Below are 21134 nucleotides of genomic sequence, written 5' to 3'. Positions count from 1 at the left end.
CACAAGCGGGGTGGTCGCGATGGGTGCGGCGCGTAACAGCGAGTCGGGCGAGGGCCGGACGGAACTGCCGGAGGACCTGACGGAGGTCTCGGACTTCTTCCGGGCGATCGGCAAGCAGATCAGGCTCCTGCGGGAGCAGGCCGGGCTGTCGCGGAAGGAACTCGGCGAGCGAGTCGGGTACGGGGAGCACCTGATCAGTGCGGTGGAGCGCGGGGTGCGGACGCCGCAGCCGGAGTTGCTGGTCGCGGTGGACAAGGTCCTCAATGCCGGCGGGCTGTTGGCGGTTGCGAAGGACGATGTGGTGAGCGCGCGGGCCAAGGCGAAGGTTCGGCACCCGGCCTGGTTCAGGGGCTACGCGGCCCTGGAAGTCGACTCGATCGAGATGCACGACTTGGCCACCCTCGACATCCCTGGACTGCTCCAGACCGAGGCACACGCGCGAGCGGTGTACGCGATGAGGCAGCCACCCTTGTCGGAGGAGGTAATCGAGATGCGGGTGGCATCGCGAATGGCGCGACAGGAGGTGCTGACCCGCTGGCCTCGCGGGATGTTCAGCTGGGTGATTGATGAGAGCGTGCTGCGGCGGCCGCTCGGCGGCTGGGACGTGCACGCTGCCCAGCTTCGTCACCTTCTGGAGGTCGGTCGGATGCGTGGAATGGTCATCCAGGTGCTTCCGCTGGACAGAACCGAGCATGCCGGGATGGGGGGACCGTTCATTCTGATCACTCCGAAGGGGCAGCCCCAGCACGCCTACATCGAGGTGCAGACGAGCAGTAGGCTGATCTCCGACCCGGATGAAGTCCGGATCATGAACGCGCGCTACAACATCCTCAGGGCGCAGGCCCTCGGCCCGGAAGAGTCCCTGGCCTTGATCGAGAAGATCCTGGGAGAACGATGAGCACCGAGCTGGCTTGGTTCAAGAGCAGCTACAGCGGCAACGAGGGCGGCGAATGCGTCGAGGTCGCCTGGCGCAAGAGCAGCTACAGCGGCAACGAAGGCGGCGCGTGCGTCGAGGTCGCTGAGACTCCCGGTGTCGTCCATGTCCGTGACTCCAAGGACAAGAGCGGTCCGCAGCTGGCCTTCGAGCCGACCGCCTGGCAGGCCTTCGTGTCGTTCGCCGCGACCGTCGAGGTCTGACCGCACCTTCCCCTACTCTTCCTCCATGCTCTCTGTGGTAGTGGCCCCTTGGGCGGGCGAGGCGGCGCCGGTTTTCGTCCGTAACCCGGACGAACTGCACGACGCCGCGAGCACGATGAAGGTCGCGGTGCTGGCCGCGCTGACCCGCGGCGGTGCGAACCTCGATGCGGAGGTTCCGGTGGTGAACCGCTTCGAGTCCGTCGTGGGCGGGGACTTCGGCAACGATCCGGACTGGGACAGTGATCCGCTCCCGTGGGAGCTCCTGGGCACCCACGTCCCGCTCCGCCTCCTCGCCGAGCGGATGATCACGCACTCCTCCAACCTCGCCACCAACCTCTGTCTGGCCCGCACCACTCCGCGGGCCGTCGCGGACGTGTGGCGGCACGCCGGGGCCACCCGCAGCGCCAGCCCGCGCGGGATCGAGGACTACGCCGCCCGCGCCGCCGGCATCCACAACCTGGTCAGCGCCCGCGACCTGGTCCGCCTCCTGCACTCGCTCGCCGGGGAGCCGGAGTTGCTGGACCTCCTGGAGCGCAACGACTTCCGGGTGGACCTCGCCGCGGGCCTCCCCCCGTCCACCCGGATCGCCTTCAAGAACGGTTGGGTCCCCGGCGCCCGCCACAGCGTGGGCCTCATTCACCCCCGGGACTGCCCGCCCTACCTCCTCGCCGTCTGCTACACCGGCCCGCTCGCCTCCGGCGCCGACCGCACCGACCCGGCGGCTCGCCTGCTGGCCCGGATCTCGGCGGCGGTCTGGACGCGGCGCCAGGAGATCAGCGGGGAGTCCAGCGGAGAGTTCAGCGGGGAGCTCGGCAGGAGCATCAGCACGGACATCAGCGGGCGAGGGCCGTCAGCCCTTCGAGCGCCGTTTCGTTCAGCAGGTTGATCCGTACGAACCCCTCGTGCCCGGTGAGTTCGAAGTGCCGTTGATCGAGCGCGAGCAGCCGGTCGGCAGGCGCTGCCACCCGCGCGAACAGGAAGTACCCGGTGTCCACCGGCGCGGACGCCCGTAGCGCACCGCTGTGGAACAGCCGCCGGTGGTTGGCGCGGATGTGGTCGACCAGGCGGCCGTTGCCCTCGCCGTCGAGCATCAGGTCGGCCGCCTGGTGGGCGAACAGCCGGTCGGCCACCGTGACGTCCCCGTGCAGGTTGAGGTGCAGCTCGGCGAGCGGTTCGCGCAGCCGCTCGGGGGCCAGCAGGTGGGCGCAGCGGTAACCGTGGACGGACAGGTACTTGGTGGGGCAGACCAGGCGCAGGGTGAGGTCGGCGGGCAGGGCGGCGCTCTCCTCGCGCCGGTCGCCGTCCCAGCGCAGGTACTGGAAGGTGCCGTCCACGAACACCAGTGACCCGGTGGCCCGTTGCCACTCGCCGATCCGCTTGAGGACGCCGGCCGGGACGGGCTGCCCGGCGTACCAGAGCGGGTCGGTGAGCAGCAGGACCGTCCGCTCGTCGGGCAACTCCGGGGCGAAGCCGGGCTGCTGGGCGTGCAGTTCGCTCACCCGGACCGGTTCGATGCCGAACTGCCGGAAGAAGTAGGCGAACTTGTAGTAGAGCGGCGGCAGGTAGTGGACGCGCCGCACGCCGTTCAGGTGCAGCCAGGTGCAGAAGGTGCCGAGCAGGCTGCTGGAGCCGCCGGCCGGGATCACCTGCCGGTGCCCGTACTCGACCTCGTCATACCGGCTGTGCAGTGCCGCGATCTTGGCCCTTAGCGCGCGGTCCTCGTCGATCGCCGAGTACCGGGTGACGTCGCCGAGCAGGTACGGCGGGGTGTCCGCGAGCGGGCCCAAGTAGTCGGCGACGTACGGGTGTCCGCCGTTGTAGTCGGAGACGAACAGCCGCCCGCCCGGGTGCTGCCGCTCGCGCTCCACGGCCTCGTGCAGGTCGAGCATGCGGAACAGGGACGACACCGTACCCCCAGGGCGTCGGTCGGTTCGGGACGGCCGCCAGCCTGCCCCGCGGTCGCGCGTGGACACAAGACCGTCTCCGTGTGCATGACGATCAATCAGAAGTGGTATGGACATGGAGCGTTCCGCTCATGCTGTCGGGGGATAGCTTTGGGGATGGGCTGAAGTGTCGTCACGCTTACGGATGTTCGCCAGACTGGTCACGGGGCTCGCCGTCCTGTCGGCCTACGTCGCCTTGCACCTGCTGATCAGCGTGGGCCTGGGCGAAGGGGCCGGCCCGAGCGCGATCGTGGCGCTGTGGTTCGGGGTGGCCGCCCTGGTGCTGCTCTGGCCCGCCCTGTGGCTGCGGCGCCGCCGGCTGTCCGGGGCCGCGGAACTCGTGGCCCTCGTCAGCCGGTTCGTCCCGCCCCAGGGGCGGTGGCGCAGGGCGCTCAGGCTGGCCAACAGCCTCGGCCTGATCCTGCTCGGCGGTGGGACCTACGCCGTCACCATGTCGGAGCAGCAAGGCCACAAGATGCCCCTGGAGCAGCAGCTCCTGCTGCTCCTCGGCGGCCTGGCATCCTTGGCGGTCGGCTTGCTCATCCTGCGCCGCACCCGCCCGTACGCGGCTCGGTCGGCGGCCCGGACGCTGCGGCTGGACGGTCGCAAACCCGTGCTCTACCTGCGCAGTTTCGGCGATGACGAGACCGCCGCCGAGGTCGACGACGGCGGGGAAGTCAATCTGCACACGCGTGAGGAGCAACTCGCGGCCGCGCTGGGCGCCGTCGGTCCCGTGATTGCGGTGGGACGGCCGGGGGAGCCCCTCCCACAGCTGGGCGCGTCCCGGTTCTACCTGCCGCCCGACGACTGGAAGCCCACCGTTCTGCGGCTGATGGAGATGTCCCAGCTCATCGTCCTGCGCCTGGGGCAGGGTGACGGGCTGTGGTGGGAGATCGAGCAGGCACGCACCACCCAGCCGGCGGCAAAGCTGATCCTGCTCGCTCCGGGCGGCTCGTTCGACCTGGCGGCCCGGCTGAACGAACACCTGCCGACCCCGATGACATCGGACGGGCTGGGCATGGGCGAGCACTGGATCTCCGCCGTCATCGTCTTCGACGACCTCTGGACCCCCGGGGTCTTTCCGGTGGGGCTCAGGCGCAAGGGGATGCTGGGCTGGGGGTGGCGCGTCCTGGCGGTGGAGACGTCCACCTCCCATGTGGCGCTGGCCATGAAATCCGCGCTTGCGTCCGTGGGGCGCCGACGGCGAACGATGATCTGGAGATCCCGATCCGCGACGAACGCGGCCGTGTTCGCGGGCTTCGGGATTGCGGCCGCGCTGGCCCTGGCGGGGTGGCTCGGCTATCGGGTACTGCAGTTGACCGGACTCTGGTGAACACGAACTCTGGGGGAGACATGGAGCATCCACAGCAACGCTCGTCCGTCGGCGCGGGCGCGGGCCGGGCCGGAGCGCAGCAGCACCGGTCCGTCTCCGGACTTGGCGTCGCCGCTTCCATCCTGATCGTGCTGGTGATGGTGTACGACGCGCTGCACACGGTGTCCGACTGGCGCGTCTACCGCGTCGTCGAGGACGTCCTCGCGGGGAAGGCGACGCTGGAGGACGTCCAGTCGGTCGACGACTTCGCGAGTTACTTCGACGGGCTGCAGGTCCTGCTGCTCCTGATCCCGGCCGGGGTGGTGTTCCTGGCCTGGCTGTGGCGGGCTCGGCTCAACGCCGAGTCCGCGGGTGGCCCGGGCAGCCAACGCCGGGCGCGCGGCTGGGTGGTAGGTTCCTGGATCGCCCCGGTGGTGAACCTGTGGATCCCGTACCAGGTCGTGACGGACATCCGGAAGGCCAGTGCGCCCCGGCGGACGCCTCCCGGTCCGCTGCTCGCCGTCTGGTGGGGGGCCTGGGTGATCGGGAGCTGCTTTGGCCGGGCCTACACCTACCAGGTCATGAAGGACACGGTCTCGGAGGACGATCTGCGCCAGGCCGTGTACCTGGGGACCGTCTCTTTCGCGCTGGACGTGCTGGCCGGTGTGCTCATCATCCACGTCATCCGTCAGATCAGCACCTGGCAGACCCAGCGGAGCGCCGAAGCGCTCCGCTGAGCCCACCGACCACCGACCACCGACCGCCGCGGCCGCCAGTAGGGCCGTCAGTACGGCTGGACGAGGGCGTGCGCCGCGCCCGGGATGCCGACCTTGAGGAGTTCGTCCTCCTCCGAGGTGGTCGGGGTGCCGGTCTCCTGCTTGAGGACCGCACGGGACAGGGACTGGACCCACATGGCGCGCGGGCGCCGCCTGGCCTCCCAGGCGGCGAGGGCGGCCGGGACGGTGTCGGCGGCGTCCAGGCTCTGGGCGAGGACGAGCGCGTCCTCGACGGCCATGGCGGCGCCCTGGGCCAGGTGCGGGGTGGAGGCGTGGGCGGCGTCGCCCGCCAGCACGATCCGGCCGACGTGCCAGGGCTCCTCGACGGTGACCTGGGAGATCCGGGTGTGGACCACGGCGGCCGGGTCGGTGACCTGCGCGAGTGCTGCGGCGATCGGGCCGCCGAAACCGGCCAGGCGCTCGCGGAGCTGCTCGTGGGCGCGCTCCGGGTCCGGGCGGAAGTCCTCGGCCTCGGCGAACACCGCGCCCAGGTACATCAGGTCCGCGCTGATCGGGGTCAGCAGGGCCTTCGCCTTGAGGTTGCCGGCGGACATCACCACGCCCCGTACCTCGGGCGAACGCGGCAGCGTCACGCGCCAGTTGGCGAAGCCGGTGTACTCGGGGGCGTACTTCACGCCGTACAGGTGCTTGCGCAGCGGCGAGCCGATGCCGTCGAAGCCGACCACCAGGTCGTAGCGGGCGGCGTGCCCGTCGGTGAGGGTGACGTCGACGCCCGCGCCGTCGTCCGCGATCGAGGCGATGGTGGTGCCGAAGCGGACCGTGGCGCCCGCCCGGACGGCCGCGTCGGCGAGGACGCGGGCGAGGGCGGGGCGCGGGATGCCGTTGTTGGCGGGGGCGTCGCCCATCCGGGGCTGCGGGATCTCGGCGAGGGTGGCGCCGGCCGGGTCGCAGATGGTCAGCACCTCCCACGCGAAGCCGGCCGCCAGGCAGTCCTCCAGGACGCCGATCTCGCGCATCACGTGCAGCGCGTTGGAGGGCTGGATGATGCCGACGCCGAGCGCCTCCAGCTGCTCGCGCAGCTCGGCGACGTCGACGTGGTGGCCCTGCCGGGCGAGGGCGGTGGCGAGGGTGAGGCCGCCGATGCCGCCGCCGTGGACGAGGACGCGCAGGGGTGGTGTGGTCATGGTGGTGCTCCCAGAGAAGTGCGGTTCGGCTGGGGGACGGGTCTGCTCGGGAGACCGGATTCAGCCGACGGGGGCGACGGCGGCGAGGTCCATCAGGTGGTCGACCAGGGCGAGCAGCAGGTCCCGGCCGAAGGCGCGTTCGCGCACGTCGCCGAGCAGCATCGGGACCTGCGGGTCGAGGTCGAGCGCGGTCCGGATCTCGTCGGGGGTGCGGGTGTTGGTGTTGTGGAAGCAGTTGATCGCCACCACGAAGGGGATGCCCCGGCTCTCGAAGAAGTCGATCGAGGCGAAGCTGGTGTCCAGTCGGCGGGTGTCGGCGATGACGATGCCGCCGAAGGCGCCGTTGACCAGGTCGTTCCACATGAACCAGAAACGTTCCTGCCCGGGCGTGCCGAACAGGTAGACGACCAGCTCCGGGCTGACGGTGATCCGGCCGAAGTCGAGGGCGACGGTGGTGGTGTCCTTCTGGTCGACGCCGGACAGGTCGTCGACGCCGATGCTGGCCCGGGTCAGGTACTCCTCGGTGCGCAGCGGGGTCACCTCGCTGACCGAGCCGACCAAGGTGGTCTTGCCGACGCCGAAACCGCCCGCGATCAGGATCTTGACGGCGGCCGGGGCGGTGGCCGGAGCTGCCGGGCCCGCGGGGTGGGTGGGGGTGGGGGTGGCGGAGTGGGGCGTTGCCATGTTCAGAGTCTCCGGAGTCCTTCGCGTACGGCCGTGAGCAGGCCGAGGTCCACGCCCCCGGCGGCCCGGGCCACCGAGAGCGGGGCCCGGGCCCGCAGCAGGCCCTGGGCGACCAGGTCGCCCAGCAGGATCTTGGTGACCGAGACCGGGAGGTCCAGGCCGGCCGACACCTCGGCGACGGCCGCCGGGCGACGGCAGCGTTCGAGGATCAGGCGGTGCTCGGGCTGCAGGCCGCGGGCACCGGCGCGGCTGCCCCGCGCCAGGGCCGCCCCGGCCTCCTCCTCGACCGTCGTGAGCACGGTGATGAGGGTGAGGTCGTCCCGCTCGGGCGCGGTCCGGCCACGGGTGATGGTGTACGGGCGGACCATGACGCCCGTCGCGTCCTCCGCGTCCGCGTCCTCCAGCTCGCTCCAGTGCGGGCCCACCTCGGTCAGCCCCGGTTCCGGGCGGCGAAGACGTCGAACGAGGCGGGGGCGGTCGGCGCGTTCTCGGCGCGGGCCGGGGTGGTGAGCTTCTGGCCGACCTGCTGCACCAGGGTGTGCATCGCGACGGACATCACCTCGGCGTCCACCTCCTGGGAGGCGACCACGGCCAGGTGGGTGCCCTGGGCGGCGGCGATGACGAACAGCCAGCACTCGGCCAGCTCGACGATCACCTGGTGCACCGGCCCGCCGTCGAAGAGCTGCCCGACCCCGCGCGCCAGGCTCTGCTGGCCGGTGGCGACGGCGGCCAGGCGCTCGGCGTCGGCCCGCTCGATGGTGCGGGAGTGGCTGACCACGAGCCCGTCGTCGGAGAGCAGGACGGCGTTCCTGGTCCCGGGCACCGAGTCGACGAGTCCGTCCAGCAGCCAGTCCAGGTCCTGGTGGGTGGCGATCGTGCGGTTCATCACTGGTCATCCGTTCGTGTGGTTCGGGGGTCCGCGGCAGGCAGGGCCCAGGGGGAGGGGCCGGGTGCGGGAGTCGGGGGACCGTCGGGGGTGGGGGAATCCGGTCGGGTCAGGGCCTGGGGCAGCCGGTGCTCGCCGCTGTCCTGGGCCCGGGCGGCCCGGGACTGGCGCTGGAAGGCGCCGATCGTGGCGCCCGAGCGCCGCACCGGGCGGTCGGGACGCTGGAACGGGCCCGCGGGCGGCGCGGCCTGGGACGCCTCGGCGGGACGCTCCACCCACTGCGGGGCGGTCGGCGGCACCCGCAGCTCGGCGGCCAGGCTGGCCTGCCGCACGCGCTGCGGAAGCGGCGGCTGCCCGCCCTCGGTCGGGCTGTACGGGACCGAGGTCGGGTACTCCCGGCTGCCGCGCCGCTCGGCCAGCCGGTAGTGGTCGGCCGGGCGGTACTGCTCGTCGGCGTACGGGGCCTCGGCCTCGGTGACCCGCGCGTAGGCGATGTCCGGGTAGGCCGGGGTGTCGTGCGCGGGCGCCGGGTCGGCCGGGGAGCTGTGCTCGATCGGCTGCTCGGGCTGGAGGGGCTGCCCGGTGTGCAGGGGTTGCCCGGTGGGGACGGGCTGCTCGGGGTGGAACGGCTCCTGGGCGGGTGGTGTCGGCGGCAGCGGCTGGACGGGCAGCGGCTCGGCGGGCGCCGGCAAGTAGGGCGCCTCCTGGAGCAGGGCCTCCTGGACCGGGGCCTCCGCCGGCATGGGCATTGGCATCGGCGCAGGAGCAGGAGCAGGAGCAGGAGCAGGCGCCGGCAGCGGCAGTGGCGCGGCCTGCGCCACGAAGTCGCCCTGCCCGAAGGACTCCACCGGCGCGACCGGCGGCCCGGCCGGTGCCTGGGCGGGCACGTCGTCGGAGGCCGAGCGCAGCGCCCGGCGCGAGCGGCGCACCAGCGGGATCGGCTCGGCGGCCGCGCCGGGGCCACCGTCCGGCAGCCCGGTGTCGCCCTCGATGACCAGCTCGTCCGGGACGAGCACGACCACCCTGGTGCCGCCGAAGGCGGACGGGCGGAACTCGATCTTCAGCCCGTGCAGCGAGGCGAGGCGGGCGACCACGTGGAAGCCGAGGCGGATGTCGTCGGCCCGGGCCAGCACGTCGGTGCGCGGCGGGCGGCTCATCAGCTCGTTGGCCGCGTCGTACTGTTCCGGGTCCATGCCCAGGCCGCGGTCCTCGATCTCGATCGCGAGCCCGCGGCCGACCATGGCGGCCCGGACATCGACCGGCGTGGGCGGCTTGGAGAAGGTGGTGGCGTTCTCCATCAGCTCGGCGATCACGTGCGCGACCGGGCCGACGGCCCGCTCGGACAGCCACGGGTGGCCCTCGACGTCGAGCATGATCCGGCGGTAGTCCTGCACCTCGCCCTGCGCGGACCGCAGCACGTCCAGCAGCGGGACGGGCTTGCGCCAGCGCCGCTGCGGCTGGCCGCCGGCCATGATGACCAGGTTCTCCTCGTAGCGGCGCAGCCGGGCGGTGAGGTGGTCGAGGTCGAACAGGCCCTCCAGGACCTCCGGGTCCTCGTGCTTGCGCTCCAACTCGTCCAGCTTGCGCAGCTGGCGGCCGATCAGCAGCTGGGTGCGGCGGGCGATGCGTTGCAGCAGGCGTTCGAAGCCGCGGTGCTGCTCGGCCTGGCCGACGGCGGCCTTGAGGGCGGAGGCGCGGGCCAGGTTGAGCGCCTGGCCGAGCCGGGCCAGCTCGTCGGTGCCGCTGCCGGTGCCGGTGCTGTTGTCGGTGCTGTTGCCGCTGTCGGTGCCGTTCGGGCCGGCGGTGATGGTGCGGGTCTCGGCCTCGACGTCCACCTGCTCGCCGCGCCCGAGGCGCTCGACCACCTCGGGCAGGGTGCGCTGCATCTCCTCGGCCTGGGTGTGCAGTTCCTTGATGCGGCGGCGCATCGAGCGGCTGAGCCGCCAGGAGGCGACGACCACCGCGATGACCGTGATCAGGCCGATGACGGTGGTCAGCACGACCCGGGTCAGCAGGCTCATGATGGTGCCCTTGCCGACCTCGACGACGCCGCTGGTGCGGGTCTCGATCGCCTTGACCAGCTGCGGGTTGAGCTGGTCAAGGGCCTGGCGCCACTGATCCTGGGAGGCGGGGAGCCTGACGGTGCCGTTGGCCTCGGCGGCGGTGGGCTTGGTCAGTTGCTGTTCGACGGCGGCCTTGGCCTGCCAGGCCGGGCTGTTCATCAGGTCGTGCCAGGCGGCGGCCTCGCCGTCCGGGACGTACGGGACGACCTGGACGGTGAGCAGGTGGTCCTGTGCGCCGATGGCCTGCTGGACGGCTTGGTAGTCGGCGGTGCTCAGGCGGCCGGTGGGCCAGCCGCGGGCCAGGACGGCGTCCTCGCGGGCCAGCATCTCCTTCGCCCAGAAGGCGTTCACCAGGGTCTTGGAGATCCAGGTGACCTCGCCGGTGCCCCCGTGGCTGAGCGCGGTGAACAGCCGCAGGTCCACCGCGATCAGGTCGGTGTAGTAGGTGAAGACGGTCTGCTGGTCGGCCGATCCGCGGTCCACGGCGGCGCGCTGCTCGGCGAGCTTTCCCATGGCCTGACGGGCCTCGGCGACCGAGGTGCGCACCTCGTCGGGCGCGTTGTCGGCGGTCTCGCCGGACAATGTCTGGAACTGGCGCACCGCGTCGTCGGTCGCCTGCCGTTGGCGGCGCAGCTGGTCGGTGTTGGCGCCGGGCCGGGCGAGCGCTTCGGCGCTGAGCCGGCGCTCCTCCTGGAGGTTGTAGTAGACGATGTTCGACGGCTGGCCGGCCTTCTGGGCCAGCAGGCCCTGGGCCGCCTGCTGCTGGAAGTCGAAGACGGTCTCGCCGCTGGTGACCGCCCAGAGGACGACGAGGGCGATGCTGGGGACGACGGCCAGGACGAGCAGCGCCGTCCGCAGGGACAGGCGTGACCGCCTGCGAGGGCCCTTCGGCGTCGGGGGCCGCCGATTCGCACGCGCGCGCAGAGCAGTCTCCTTGGGGATGGCGGCCGGCCGGTGAGGGGCGGGCCGTCCGGGCACGGGCTTTTGACGAAGCGATACTAGTCATACCGTGTGATTGCAGTGAAAGCCCGTTCGCTGCCCGGGTGGCGCTTGCACACGCATTGGACACAATGTCATTCAGCCATTGGGCGTTCGTATGCGGAGCAGGCGGTTCCGGACTCGCTCGACACAGTGTCAACGCGCCGCGCGGCCGCCGGATGGCCTCCGTGTGAAAACTGTGTGACGTCGTATCGGAGGTCGACCGGTCAGTCGCTCCACCGGACCCAACGGGCTCGGTGCCGCTCCGCGTTCATTCGCCCCGGCGTCGGTCATTCGCCCGGCGTCGGTCGGCCAGTCGGTCGGCCGGTCGGTTGGTCAGTCGGTCGGCCGGTCGGTCGGTCGGTCAGTCGGTTGGTCGGTCAGTCGGACAGGAGGCGGGAGCGGGTGGCCTCCAGCTCGGCGGTCAGGACCCGGCCGGCAGCCTCCGGGTCACCGTCGTGCACGGCGCGCACGAGGTCGGCGTGCGAGGCGTAGCCCTGGTTGGGATCCTCGGCGCGGATGCCGAACAGGCCCACCAGGAGGACCAGCTGCTCCCGCAGCACCGGGGCGAACTGGGCGAAGAGGTCGTCCAGGACGGGGTTGTGGGCGGCGGCCACCAGGGCGGTGTGCAGGGCGATGTCGGCGTCGACGAAGGCGGTGTCGTCGGCGCGGCCCGCCGCGTGGCGGGCCGCGAGGGCGGCGTCCAGCGCGGCCAGGTCCGCCTCCGTGCGGCGGGTGGCGGCGAGCCGGGCGGCCTGCACCTCGACCATCGTCCGCACCTCGTAGACGTGCGCCAGCTCGGCGCGGCGCAGCCGGGCGGGCCAGTCCTCGGCGCGGCGGTCGGCGGTGACGAACACCCCGGAGCCCTGGCGGCTGCGCACCATCCCGGCCGCGGCGAGCGTGCGCAGCGCCTCGCGAACGGTCGAGCGGCCGACGCCCAGTTCCTTGGCCAGCGCCACCTCGCCCGGCAGCTTCCCGCCCACCGGCCACTGGCCGCCCCGGATCCGCTCCTCGATCCGTGCGGCGGCCTGTTCGGCGAGGGGGGAGGGGCGCAGCGGGATCATCGGGCTCACCTGTCAGGTTGTCTGAGGACTTCGGTCATGGTTACTCTACCCGGCATGCAGCCGTGGATCCTCCCCGTGGGGGGCCTTCTTCTTGGTGGCCGCAGCGGGGCGTGACCGGACCGGCACCCCGCTGCGGGGCGCCGTCCTGCCGGTCACCGGTACAGCCGATGAGGAACTCTCATGCGATCCCCCGCACCCTTCCCCACCCTGCACCCCGATCTGCACGCCGATCTGCGCGCCGACCTGCACGCCCCCGCCGGGCCCGTCCCGGCCGGGGCCCCCGCCTGGAACCCGCAGCGCGGCGGTGCCATGCCCTCCCACCGCTACCGCCCCGCCCACGAGCGGGTCCACGTCCCCGCCCTGATGCGGCGCTGGCCCGGCCGGCGGATCGAGCGGGCGCCGCTGTGGGTGCCCGTCGACCTGCGCGACGGCAACCAGGCGCTCGCCGAACCGATGGACCCGGCGCGCAAGCAGCGGATGTTCGACCTCTTCCTCGCCATGGGGTTCAAGGAGATCGAGGTCGGCTACCCCTCCGCCAGCCGGACCGACTTCGACTTCGTCCGCCAACTGGCCACCACCCCCGGCGCGGTGCCCGAGGACGTCACCGTCGTCGTCTTCACCGCCGCCCGGGCCGACCTCATCGAGCGCACCTTCGAGGCCGTCGCCGGCCTGCCGCGGGTCGTCGTCCACCTCTACACCGCGACCGCGCCGCTGTGGCGGGAGGTCGTCCTGGGCAAGGAGCGGGTGGAGCTGCGCAAGCTGATCACCGAGGCCGCGACGCACATGGCCCGGCTCGGCGACGGACGGGACGGCCTGCGGTTCCAGTTCTCACCCGAGGTGTTCAACCTGACCGAGCCCGACTACGTGCTGGAGGTCTGCAACGGGCTGACCCGGCTGTGGGACGCGAGCCCGGACCGCCCGGTGGTCCACAACCTGCCGGCGACCGTCGAGATCGCCACACCGAACGTCTACGCCGACCAGATCGAGTACACCGACCGCCACCTGGAACGGCGGGACTCGGTGATCCTCTCCGTCCACCCGCACAACGACCGGGGCACCGGCGTCGCCTGCGCCGAACTGGCCGTGCTGGCCGGCGCGCAGCGGGTCGAGGGCTGCCTGTTCGGCAACGGCGAACGCACCGGGAACGTCGACCTGGTGACCCTGGCCCTCAACCTGCACACCCAGGGCGTCGACCCGATGCTCGACCTGTCCGACATCGACGGGATCCGGCGCACCGTCGAGCACTGCAACCGGCTGCCCGTCCACGAGCGGCACCCGTACGCCGGGGACCTGGTGCACACCGCCTTCTCGGGCACCCACCAGGACGCCATCCGCAAGGGCTTCGCCCGGCACGCCGAGACCGCGGCCGCACTGGGCCTGCCCGAGCGTGAAGCGCCCTGGTCGGTGCCGTACCTGCCGGTCGACCCGGCCGACCTCGGGCGGGACTACGAGGCGGTGATCCGGGTCAACAGCCAGTCCGGCAAGGGCGGGATCGCCTACCTGCTGCGGACCGAGGAAGGACTGGAGCTGCCCCGGCGGCTGCAGATCGAGTTCGCGCGGGTCGTGCAGGAGGCGGCGGACGACAGCGGCAAGGAGGTGACGGGCGAGGAACTGTACGGGCTGTTCCGGGCGGAGTACCTCGATGAGAGTTCCTCATGGGCCTGGCGAGTGGGTGACGACTGGGCCGAAGTCGACGGCCGGCGCGGCACCGGCGCCGGGCCACTGGACGCGGTGGCCGACGCCGTCGGAGCGGAGATCCTCACCTTCAGCGAGCACGCGGTGGGCTCCGGGCCGGACGCGGTCGCGTACGTGGAGGCGCGGGTCGACGGCCGGGTGGTGTGGGGCGCCGGACGGGACGCGTCCGTGCTCACGGCAGGCGTACGGGCAGTGCTCAGCGCCGCCGGTCGGGCCGCTGCCGGTCGTGCGGGCGGCATGAGCGGGTCTCATGGGCCGAGGTCATGAGCGGAACTCATGTGGACAAGGTCATGAGCGGAACTCATGGGGCAGGCCATGAGCGGGACTCATGGGGACAAGGTCATGAGCGGCCCTCATGGGGCAGACCATGAGCGGGACTCATGGGGACAAGGTCATGAGCGGCTTTCATGAGGCAGACCATGAGCGGACCTCATGGAGAAAGGGCATGAGCAGGGCTCATGAGCAAAGGCATGATGGGCCGATGACCTCCTCTTCCCTCCCCACTCGGAGCATGGCCGTCGCCGAGGCGCTGGCGGCAGCCGGTGTCCCCGGTGAGATCGTCGTCCTGCCCGACTCCGCCCGCACGGCGGCCGAGGCTGCGGCCGCCCTCGGCTGCGAGGTCGGGGCGATCGCCAACAGCCTGGTGTTCCGGTGCGACGGCGAGCCGCTGCTGGTGATGACCAGCGGCGCCCACCGGGTCGACACCGCCTACCTGGCCAGGCAGTTGGGCACGGGGGCGATCACCCGGGCGAGTGCCGCCCAGGTCCGCGAAGCGACCGGCCAGGCCATCGGCGGCGTCGCCCCCACCGGGCACCCGTCGCCGCTGCGCACGGTGGTCGACACCGCGCTGCAGCAGTACGAGGTGCTGTGGGCGGCCGCCGGGCACCCGCACACCGTCGTGCCGATGTCCTACGAGGAACTGCTGCGAGTCACCGCAGGAACGCCGTGCGCCGTCGAGCCGGACGGAGCCACCCAGGCAGGTCCCTGACAGCCCCGTCGGGTGCGGGAGTCGGGGCCACCCGGCACCCTTTCCGATCCGTGATCCTCTACGGCCCCCACCGGACCCCGCGGGCCGGTAGCGTCTGCTCCGACCTACCGATCCCCGAGGGAGTGCGGCCATGCAGCCACTGGGTCCTGACGACCCGACAAACCTGGGTGCGTACCGGCTGCTGCGGCAGCTCGGGGCGGGCGGAATGGGGCAGGTCTACCTGGGCCGGACCCCCGGCGGGCGGACCGTGGCCGTGAAGACCGTCCGCCCCGAGCTGGCCCGGGACGAGCAGTTCCGGGCCAGGTTCCGCCAGGAGGTCGCCGCCGCCCGGCGAGTCGGCGGCACATGGACCGCGCCGGTCCTGGACGCCGACACCGAGAGCCCCCAACCCTGGGTCGCCACCGGCTACGTGGCCGGCCCCTCCCTCTCGGCCGCCGTCCACGAACACGGCCCGCTCCCCGAACCCACCGTCCGCCTGCTCGGCGTCGGCCTCGCCGAAGCGCTCGCCCACGTCCACGGACTTGGCCTGGTCCACCGCGACGTCAAACCGTCGAACGTGCTGCTCACCCTCGACGGCCCCCGGCTGATCGACTTCGGCATCGCCCGCGCCCTGGACGCCACCACCGGCCTCACCCAGACCGGCCACGTGATCGGCTCGCCCGGCTACATGTCCCCCGAGCAGGCCCAGGGCCGCCCGGCCGGGCCCGCCGGCGACGTGTTCTCGCTCGGCGCCGTCCTCGCACTGGCCGCCACCGGGCGTCAGCCGTTCGGTGAGGCCGTCGGCAGCGCCGTCCTGCTCTACCGGGTGCTGCACGAGCAACCCGACCTGGTGGCGCTCGACCAGTCGCTGCGCTCCGTCATCCTCCGCTGCCTGGCGAAGGACCCGGCCGCCCGGCCCACCCCGCAGCAACTGCGCTCGCAACTCGACCCGGACGGCACGGCCGGCGCGCGGCTCGGGCGCAGCAGCTGGCTGTCCGCGGAACTGTCCGCGGCGGTCGGCCGGGCGGCGGTCCGGCTACTCGACCTGGAGTCGGACGTGCCGGACGCGCCCGCCGCCGCGGCTCCTCCGGTGGCGCCGCCCGCCCCGGTCACGCCGCCGACCCCTGCGCCGGTGGCGCCGCCGACCGCTGCCCCGGTGGCGCCTCCCGTTCCGAACGGGCACTACCAGCCGACCGTCACCGCCCCGGTCCCGCCCGGGCCGGCGCACTCGCAGCCCGTGCCGTACGTCCACCCCGTGCCGTACGCCCCCACCGGCCCCACCGGCCCGGCGGCCGCCACGGCCCCCACGGCCCCGAGCGGGCGGCGAGGGCGTGGCGCCCGGACGGTGGCGCTGGTGGTCGCCGGGGCCGTGGCGGTGGCGCTCGCGGGCTACGGGATAGCCAAGCTGGGCAACGGCAACAGCGACGGCGACGGCTCGTCCTCGGCGAACGGCGCCCGGGCGACGACCAACCCGCCCGCCGCGGTCGCGCCCGCGGTCGGTACGACACCCCCGGCGGCCGCGCCCGGCACCGGCGGACCGACGGCCCCGCCCGCAGCACAGTCGCCCTCCGACTCCCCCTCCCCGGAGCCCTCCCCGGAGCCCTCCGACTCCCCCTCCCCGGAGCCGTCCGACGGCTCGATGCCGCCGAGCGTCGTGCCGCCCGCCTTCCTCGGCACCTGGGAGGCCCAGCACGCGGGCGGCGACGGCAACGGGAAGCTCTCCGTGCTGGTCGGCGAGAGCTGGATCGGCTACTCCTTCGCCGCCCAGGTCAGGTTGGAGGGCTCCGGAGGCGGCTACTGCTCCGGGGCCTGGACCCTCACCGTCGTCGGCAAGACCCAACTCCGCTACACCTCACGGCTGATCAGCAGCAACAACATGCAGTGCGGCACCAACGGCGAGCGGGTCCTCGACCTCCAGCAGGACGGCAACCTCCGCTACTCGGTGACCGGCGGCAACGCGACACCGCTGGTGCTGCACAAGGTGAGTTGAGCCCTCGGGGCATCGGCCCGCAGGCCGGGGTCAGCGCGCGACCTCGGCCTGCGACCGGAGCCGGCGCAGGTCCTCGGCGGTCTTGGCGACGTCCATGCCGGAGAGGCCCTCGCTCTCGGAGAGCTCGATCATCGTGTTGGTGCCGATCGCCACGCACTGGACCGAGCTGAACCAGTAGTTCCCGAGGACGTCGGGCTGGCTGCGCTTCGAGTACGCCGTCGCGCACTGCGCGGTGCCGCCCAGCGGTCCGGGGTCGACGTCCTGGACCGGGCCGTAGGTGGTCCGCACATCGCTCATCGGGTCCGGGCGCCACAAACCGGCCAGCGTCTTCTGGCGCTCGGCCTCGCTGAACGGGTGGTCCACGCTGCCGCCGATGACGGTGGCGAACCGCTCCCCGAACTGGCCGCCCACGTAGACCGAGGCGTCGACGACCGCGGACGGGTCGTCGGCCTTCGCCGCTTGTTTGATCGCCGACAGGCCGGGAAAGCCGTTGTTCCTGCTCAGGCCCAGGAAGGAGGGTGGCAGCTGGACGCTCTGCAACGGTCGGGCCGCACTGCCGCCGCCGTTCCCGGCGCTCCCGTTCCCGCCACCGTTCCCGCCGCCGCTGCTCCCGCCGGTCGAACTCCCCTCTGCTGGTGCGGCGTTGGCCGCCGATCCGCCGCTGTTGCCGCCGGATGCGGGGCCGCCGGAGTCCGAGCCGGTCAGCGCGTAGACGCCGCCACCCACTGCCAGCGCGCCGACCAGGCCGAGGGCCACCCACAGGCCGGTGCGCGACGGCCGGGCGGCGGCCGGCGGACCGTAGGCGGGCGGTGGACCGAACCCGGGTGGCGGACCGAACCCGGGCGGCGCCGGCGGGTAGCCCGGTGGGGGAGGGGGAGGAGAGGTGGGCGGGGGAACCTGCCCGGGCGGGTCGGAGGGGGCGCCAGGCTGCTCGTTCATCGGAGAACTCCAGGGCGAGTGGCGAGTGGGCGGATTGTGTTGCCGCTGCGGACGGTTCGCGCTGTCGTTGTGAACGATGCCGATGCGCCGCCGCGCCTGCCTGGACTTCGCTGAGCCTGTTGCCGATCTGTAGCACAAGCCGCCTCGGAGCGCGCGGCCGGCTTGCTCCGCGCCAGGGGGTCGACGAGCCGGGATCAGGCCGGGTAGACGATCGAGCCCAGCGGCGGGCAGGGGATGAGCAGGGTGGAGACGCCCGGTCGTTCGACGAACGCCCGGGCTGCGGAGGCCTGGTGGCGATGGGACTCCAGCTCGTCGGCGCGCCAGGCGTCGCGGCGGGCAGCGGCGTAGTCCCACGAGTCGTCGACGAGGCTGAGGCTGACATTGCCGGAGCTGCGGCTCATGTCCGACTTCATGGCGGCCCGCTGGAGTGCGGTCTGCGCCGCGGCGAGTTCGACGCGGGCGATCAGGATGCCCGGGGTGTTCGGGACCCGGGTCGGCATGGGGGCCTGGGGGAGCAGCGACACCCCGGTGTCGTGGCGGTTGATGTTGTCGATGCTCGCCCGCGTGGCGTCCCGGGACATGATCAGCACCTCCCGGTGCAGCCACTGGAGTTCGTCCAGGTCCGCCAGGGTGATCCGCATCCGCTGGTACGCCGCGCGGAGTCGGGGGTCGTCGTGGAACGGCCGCAGGGCCGGCGAGTGCAGCCCCACGCAGTCGTTGTAGCCGGCCGTCACCGCGGCGTCGAGGTGGAAGAACGCCTGGTCGATCTGGCTCCGCTTGAAGGCCAGGCCGGCGAGGCCGCCGTGCCCGGCGGCGACCAGCCAGCCGGCGTCGGGGCCGAGTGCCAGGGCCCGCCCGATGACGTCGTGGAAGCCCGCGGTGAGGTCGACGCCCTGCGGGGTGCCCATGAGGGCACGGGCGAAGGTGGCGAGGGCGCCCTGTCCCGGGATGGCCGCCGCGGCCGGACTGGACAGGTGCGCCACCAGCAGGTCGTGGACCCGGGAAGCGAGCGAGCTGACGGTGTCGACCATGGATTTCCTCGGAGCTCGGTGGAGAACGGGAAACGGGGTACGTCGAGCCGGCGGCCACCGACCGTACGGGTGAGCCGACGTGGTCGGGATGACGCTAGCGCCTGCGGGCCGTCGGGCGGTAGCCGCGCGTGGCTACCGCCCGACGGCCGGCTCCGCCTGGGCCCCGGCTCAGTGCCCGAGTGCGGCGACGGTCTCCCGGGCCAGGTCCCGGGCCAGGTCGACGGTCTCGGCCAGCGCCGCGGCCGTCCCGCCCGGGGCGGCCAGCAGGGTGCGTACGCGTGGGCCGAAGTCGGCCGGTGCGCCCGGCAGTTGCTCGGCGACGGCGAGTGCGCCCTTCTCGTTGAGGCACCAGCGGCGGTCGTGGGCGTACAGCGCCTGCACCAGGACGCCGACGGCTCGGGACAGGCAGAGCGAGACGTGGAGGGTGTCCGCCCGGGCGGCGCCCTTCGCGGCGACGTCGAGCAGGAAGCCGGCCTCCCAGGCAGCCGCCGTCAGGGCCTCGCGGAGCGGTTCGGGGTACTGCGCGGTCTGCCGCTTCAGCTCCGTCAACTCCCCGGTGGGATCGGCCAGTAGCCGTCCGAGGGCGACCTCGCCCGGGTAGCAGGGCGACCAGAAGCCGAGCGGATGCCCCGGCTGCACGCCCACCTCGTACCGGCCCGCACGGCAGTCCGCCCACACCCGCTCGACCCGGTCCAGATCCCGTAGGATCCAGTCCACCGCGACGCCGTCGATCCGCAGCCACGCGCCGCCGTTCACCCACGGCCCCCAGTCGCCCGGCCCGGCCACCTCGACCCCCGGACCGGCCAACTCCCGTAGTGCGCCGAGGTCGAGGGCTCCCCGGTAGTAGACGCCGAGGTCCCAGTCCGAGCCGGGCCGGTGCTCGCCGCGCGCCCGGCTGCCCCCGAGCATCACGCCCACCACGCCCGGCACCCTTGCCAGTTGCCCGGCCATGTCCTCGATGATCGCTCGCATGCCGAGAGTCTGGCAGAGCGGAAGCGGGGAGGGAGGGGGAGGAGGGGTGGGCCGAGAAGGGGGGTGGGGAGGGGAGTTGGGGAGGTGTCCGCACTCCCCGCCACTCTCAACTTATAGCGCACGGGGGGCCTTGCGGCAAGGCCCCGGTGATGCCGCAGAATCACCGACTCAAGGACGGTACCTGGGGAAACGGGAGAATCACGACGTGCGAGTGGTGTTGTCGACGTATGGGTCGCGCGGGGACGTCGAACCGCTGGCCGCACTGGCGTTGCGGCTGCGGGAGTCGGGCGCGGAGGTGAAGGTCTGCGCGCCGCCGGACGAGGAGTTCGCGGCGCGGCTGGCCGAGGTCGGGGTGGAGACGGTGCCGGTCGGGCAGTCGGTGCGCGGGCTGGTGACCGGCCCGCGCAAGGGGCCGTCGGACTTCCCCCGGCGGGCGGCCGCACTGGTCGAGCAGTTCTACGAGGGGGTGCTCGCGGTGGCCGAGCCGGACGGCGTGGTGGCGGCGACCGGGCTGTTCCCGGCCGTGGCCGGTGCGCAGGCGGCAGCAGAGAGGCTGGGCGCCCGCTTCGCGTACGTCGCCCTGCAGCCGACCGTACTGCCGTCCCCGCACCACCCGCCGTTCGAGTACCCGTGGCAGCCGTACCCGGCGGGGGTGACCGACAACCGGGAGCTGTGGGAGCTCAACATCGGCACCATGAACGCGCTGTTCGGCGAGCCGGTCAACACCCACCGCACGGCGGTCGGGCTTCCGGCGGTCGACAACGTCCGCGACCACGTCCTCACCGACCGTCCGTGGCTGGCGACCGACCCGACGCTCGACCCGTGGCGGCGGCCCACCGACCGCGAGGTGGTGCAGACCGGCGCGTGGATCCTGCCGGACGAGCGTCCGCTGCCGGCTGACCTGGAAGCCTTCCTGACGGCCGGTGAGGCACCGGTCTACGTCGGCTTCGGCAGCATGCCGCTGGGCGACGCGGCCGGCGCCGCCCGGGTCGCCGTCGAGGCGGTCCGCGCCCAGGGCCGCCGGGTGCTACTCGGGCGCGGCTGGGCCGAACTGGCCGAGGCCGACGGCTCGGCCGACTGCTTCGCCGTCGGCGAGGTCAACCAGCAGGCGCTGTTCCCCCGGGTCGCCGCCGTCGTCCACCACGGCGGCGCGGGCACCACCACGACGGCCACCCGGGCCGGGGTGCCCCAGGTACTGGTGCCGCAGATCGTGGACCAGCCGTACTGGGCGTCCCGGGTGGCCGACCTGGGCATCGGCGTCGCCCACGACGGCCCCACCCCGACGGTCGACTCCCTCACCGCGGCCCTCCGGCAGGCCCTCACCCCGGAGACCGCCGAGCGGGCCGCCGCCGTCGCGGGCGAGGTCCGCACGGACGGCGCGGCGGTGGCGGCGGAGCTGGTGCTGGAGGCGGTGGCGGGGGCGGACGTGGCGGCGGGCTGAGGCTTGCCCCGGCGCGGCCTCGGCCTCGGCCTCGGCGCGGCCCGGCCTCGGCAGAGGAGTGGGAAGTCGGCGGGGCCGACGTCCCACTCCCGCCGGGTCGGCGAGGGAGTC

At 73.0% G+C, this 21134-nt stretch carries 19 protein-coding genes; 9 read left to right on the top strand and 10 right to left on the bottom strand.

Features of this window, described 5'->3' with window-relative positions:
• The first annotated feature begins 19 nt into the window (after positions 1 to 19).
• Genes OP86_RS09540 through OP86_RS09530 form a run of 3 tightly spaced genes read left to right on the top strand, consistent with a single transcriptional unit; the run spans position 20 to position 2023 of the window.
• A complete protein-coding gene (locus OP86_RS09540) occupies positions 20 to 898 on the top strand; it encodes a helix-turn-helix domain-containing protein (RefSeq protein ID WP_033331482.1) in 879 nt (292 codons plus the stop codon).
• Positions 895 to 1137 (top strand): DUF397 domain-containing protein, encoded by a 243-nt coding sequence (locus OP86_RS09535; RefSeq protein WP_030057219.1) that lies wholly within the window; start codon positions 895 to 897, stop codon positions 1135 to 1137. The genes OP86_RS09540 and OP86_RS09535 overlap by 4 nt, the downstream gene beginning before the upstream one ends.
• A gap of 25 nt (positions 1138 to 1162) precedes the next feature.
• Positions 1163 to 2023, top strand: a complete 861-nt coding sequence (locus OP86_RS09530; protein WP_078588355.1) for a serine hydrolase — start codon at positions 1163 to 1165, stop codon at positions 2021 to 2023.
• Here OP86_RS09530 and OP86_RS09525 read toward each other — a convergent pair.
• Positions 1971 to 3026, bottom strand: coding sequence for an aminotransferase class I/II-fold pyridoxal phosphate-dependent enzyme (locus tag OP86_RS09525; RefSeq protein ID WP_030254692.1), 1056 nt, complete (start codon positions 3024 to 3026; stop codon positions 1971 to 1973). The genes OP86_RS09530 and OP86_RS09525 overlap by 53 nt on opposite strands.
• 199 nt (positions 3027 to 3225) lie before the next feature.
• Between OP86_RS09525 and OP86_RS09520 the strand changes: the two genes are divergently transcribed.
• Positions 3226 to 4413: a hypothetical protein gene (locus OP86_RS09520; RefSeq protein ID WP_051829896.1), complete on the top strand. Its 1188-nt coding sequence runs from the start codon at positions 3226 to 3228 to the stop codon at positions 4411 to 4413.
• A gap of 20 nt (positions 4414 to 4433) precedes the next feature.
• Positions 4434 to 5129: a DUF4328 domain-containing protein gene (locus tag OP86_RS09515; protein ID WP_030057223.1), complete on the top strand. Its 696-nt coding sequence runs from the start codon at positions 4434 to 4436 to the stop codon at positions 5127 to 5129.
• A 47-nt stretch (positions 5130 to 5176) separates the two neighbouring features.
• Here the strand turns inward: OP86_RS09515 and OP86_RS09510 are convergent, their stop codons facing one another.
• From OP86_RS09510 to OP86_RS09485, 6 genes are all read right to left on the bottom strand, one after another.
• The gene (locus OP86_RS09510; RefSeq protein WP_030057224.1) at positions 5177 to 6313 is read right to left on the bottom strand and encodes an FAD-dependent monooxygenase; all 1137 of its coding nucleotides are present in this window, start codon (positions 6311 to 6313) and stop codon (positions 5177 to 5179) included.
• A gap of 60 nt (positions 6314 to 6373) precedes the next feature.
• Positions 6374 to 6997: a GTP-binding protein gene (locus tag OP86_RS09505; protein WP_030254688.1), complete on the bottom strand. Its 624-nt coding sequence runs from the start codon at positions 6995 to 6997 to the stop codon at positions 6374 to 6376.
• Between the two features lie 2 nt (positions 6998 to 6999).
• Entirely contained in the window at positions 7000 to 7422 is a 423-nt protein-coding gene (locus OP86_RS09500; RefSeq protein ID WP_030057226.1) for a DUF742 domain-containing protein, read from the bottom strand.
• A 5-nt stretch (positions 7423 to 7427) separates the two neighbouring features.
• On the bottom strand, positions 7428 to 7883 hold the full coding sequence (locus tag OP86_RS09495; RefSeq protein WP_051829895.1) for a roadblock/LC7 domain-containing protein: 456 nt from the start codon (positions 7881 to 7883) through the stop codon (positions 7428 to 7430).
• Entirely contained in the window at positions 7883 to 10924 is a 3042-nt protein-coding gene (locus tag OP86_RS09490) for a sensor histidine kinase (RefSeq protein ID WP_063832333.1), read from the bottom strand. The genes OP86_RS09495 and OP86_RS09490 overlap by 1 nt, the downstream gene beginning before the upstream one ends.
• A gap of 380 nt (positions 10925 to 11304) precedes the next feature.
• Positions 11305 to 11988, bottom strand: a complete 684-nt coding sequence (locus tag OP86_RS09485; RefSeq protein WP_030057229.1) for a FadR/GntR family transcriptional regulator — start codon at positions 11986 to 11988, stop codon at positions 11305 to 11307.
• Between the two features lie 180 nt (positions 11989 to 12168).
• Between OP86_RS09485 and OP86_RS09480 the strand changes: the two genes are divergently transcribed.
• From OP86_RS09480 to OP86_RS09470, 3 genes are all read left to right on the top strand, one after another.
• A complete protein-coding gene (locus OP86_RS09480) occupies positions 12169 to 13950 on the top strand; it encodes a 2-isopropylmalate synthase (RefSeq protein WP_051829894.1) in 1782 nt (593 codons plus the stop codon).
• 214 nt (positions 13951 to 14164) lie between these two features.
• Entirely contained in the window at positions 14165 to 14671 is a 507-nt protein-coding gene (locus OP86_RS09475) for a YbaK/EbsC family protein (protein WP_030057231.1), read from the top strand.
• Between the two features lie 130 nt (positions 14672 to 14801).
• Positions 14802 to 16640 (top strand): serine/threonine-protein kinase, encoded by a 1839-nt coding sequence (locus tag OP86_RS09470; protein WP_051829893.1) that lies wholly within the window; start codon positions 14802 to 14804, stop codon positions 16638 to 16640.
• 30 nt (positions 16641 to 16670) lie between these two features.
• Here the strand turns inward: OP86_RS09470 and OP86_RS32855 are convergent, their stop codons facing one another.
• The 3 genes from OP86_RS32855 to OP86_RS09455 all read right to left on the bottom strand — a co-directional run bounded on the left by OP86_RS32855 (position 16671) and on the right by OP86_RS09455 (position 19582).
• Positions 16671 to 17579 (bottom strand): hypothetical protein, encoded by a 909-nt coding sequence (locus OP86_RS32855; protein WP_037777844.1) that lies wholly within the window; start codon positions 17577 to 17579, stop codon positions 16671 to 16673.
• Positions 17580 to 17773: 194 nt separating this feature from the next.
• Positions 17774 to 18610, bottom strand: coding sequence for a hypothetical protein (locus OP86_RS09460; RefSeq protein WP_030057234.1), 837 nt, complete (start codon positions 18608 to 18610; stop codon positions 17774 to 17776).
• 168 nt (positions 18611 to 18778) lie between these two features.
• Positions 18779 to 19582 carry a nucleotidyltransferase domain-containing protein gene (locus OP86_RS09455; protein ID WP_030057235.1) on the bottom strand — a complete coding sequence of 268 codons (804 nt, stop codon included), beginning with the start codon at positions 19580 to 19582 and terminating at the stop codon, positions 18779 to 18781.
• 205 nt (positions 19583 to 19787) lie between these two features.
• Here OP86_RS09455 and OP86_RS09450 point away from each other — a divergent pair, with 205 nt between their 5' ends.
• Positions 19788 to 21023: a glycosyltransferase gene (locus OP86_RS09450; RefSeq protein WP_030254674.1), complete on the top strand. Its 1236-nt coding sequence runs from the start codon at positions 19788 to 19790 to the stop codon at positions 21021 to 21023.
• Positions 21024 to 21134 lie beyond the last annotated feature (111 nt).

Source organism: Streptomyces novaecaesareae (genome assembly GCF_000716875.1).
In the GTDB taxonomy this organism is placed as follows: domain Bacteria; phylum Actinomycetota; class Actinomycetes; order Streptomycetales; family Streptomycetaceae; genus Kitasatospora; species Kitasatospora novaecaesareae.
Note: the sequence above shows the minus strand (reverse complement) of the source record. Positions and strands in the feature narration are given on the sequence as shown.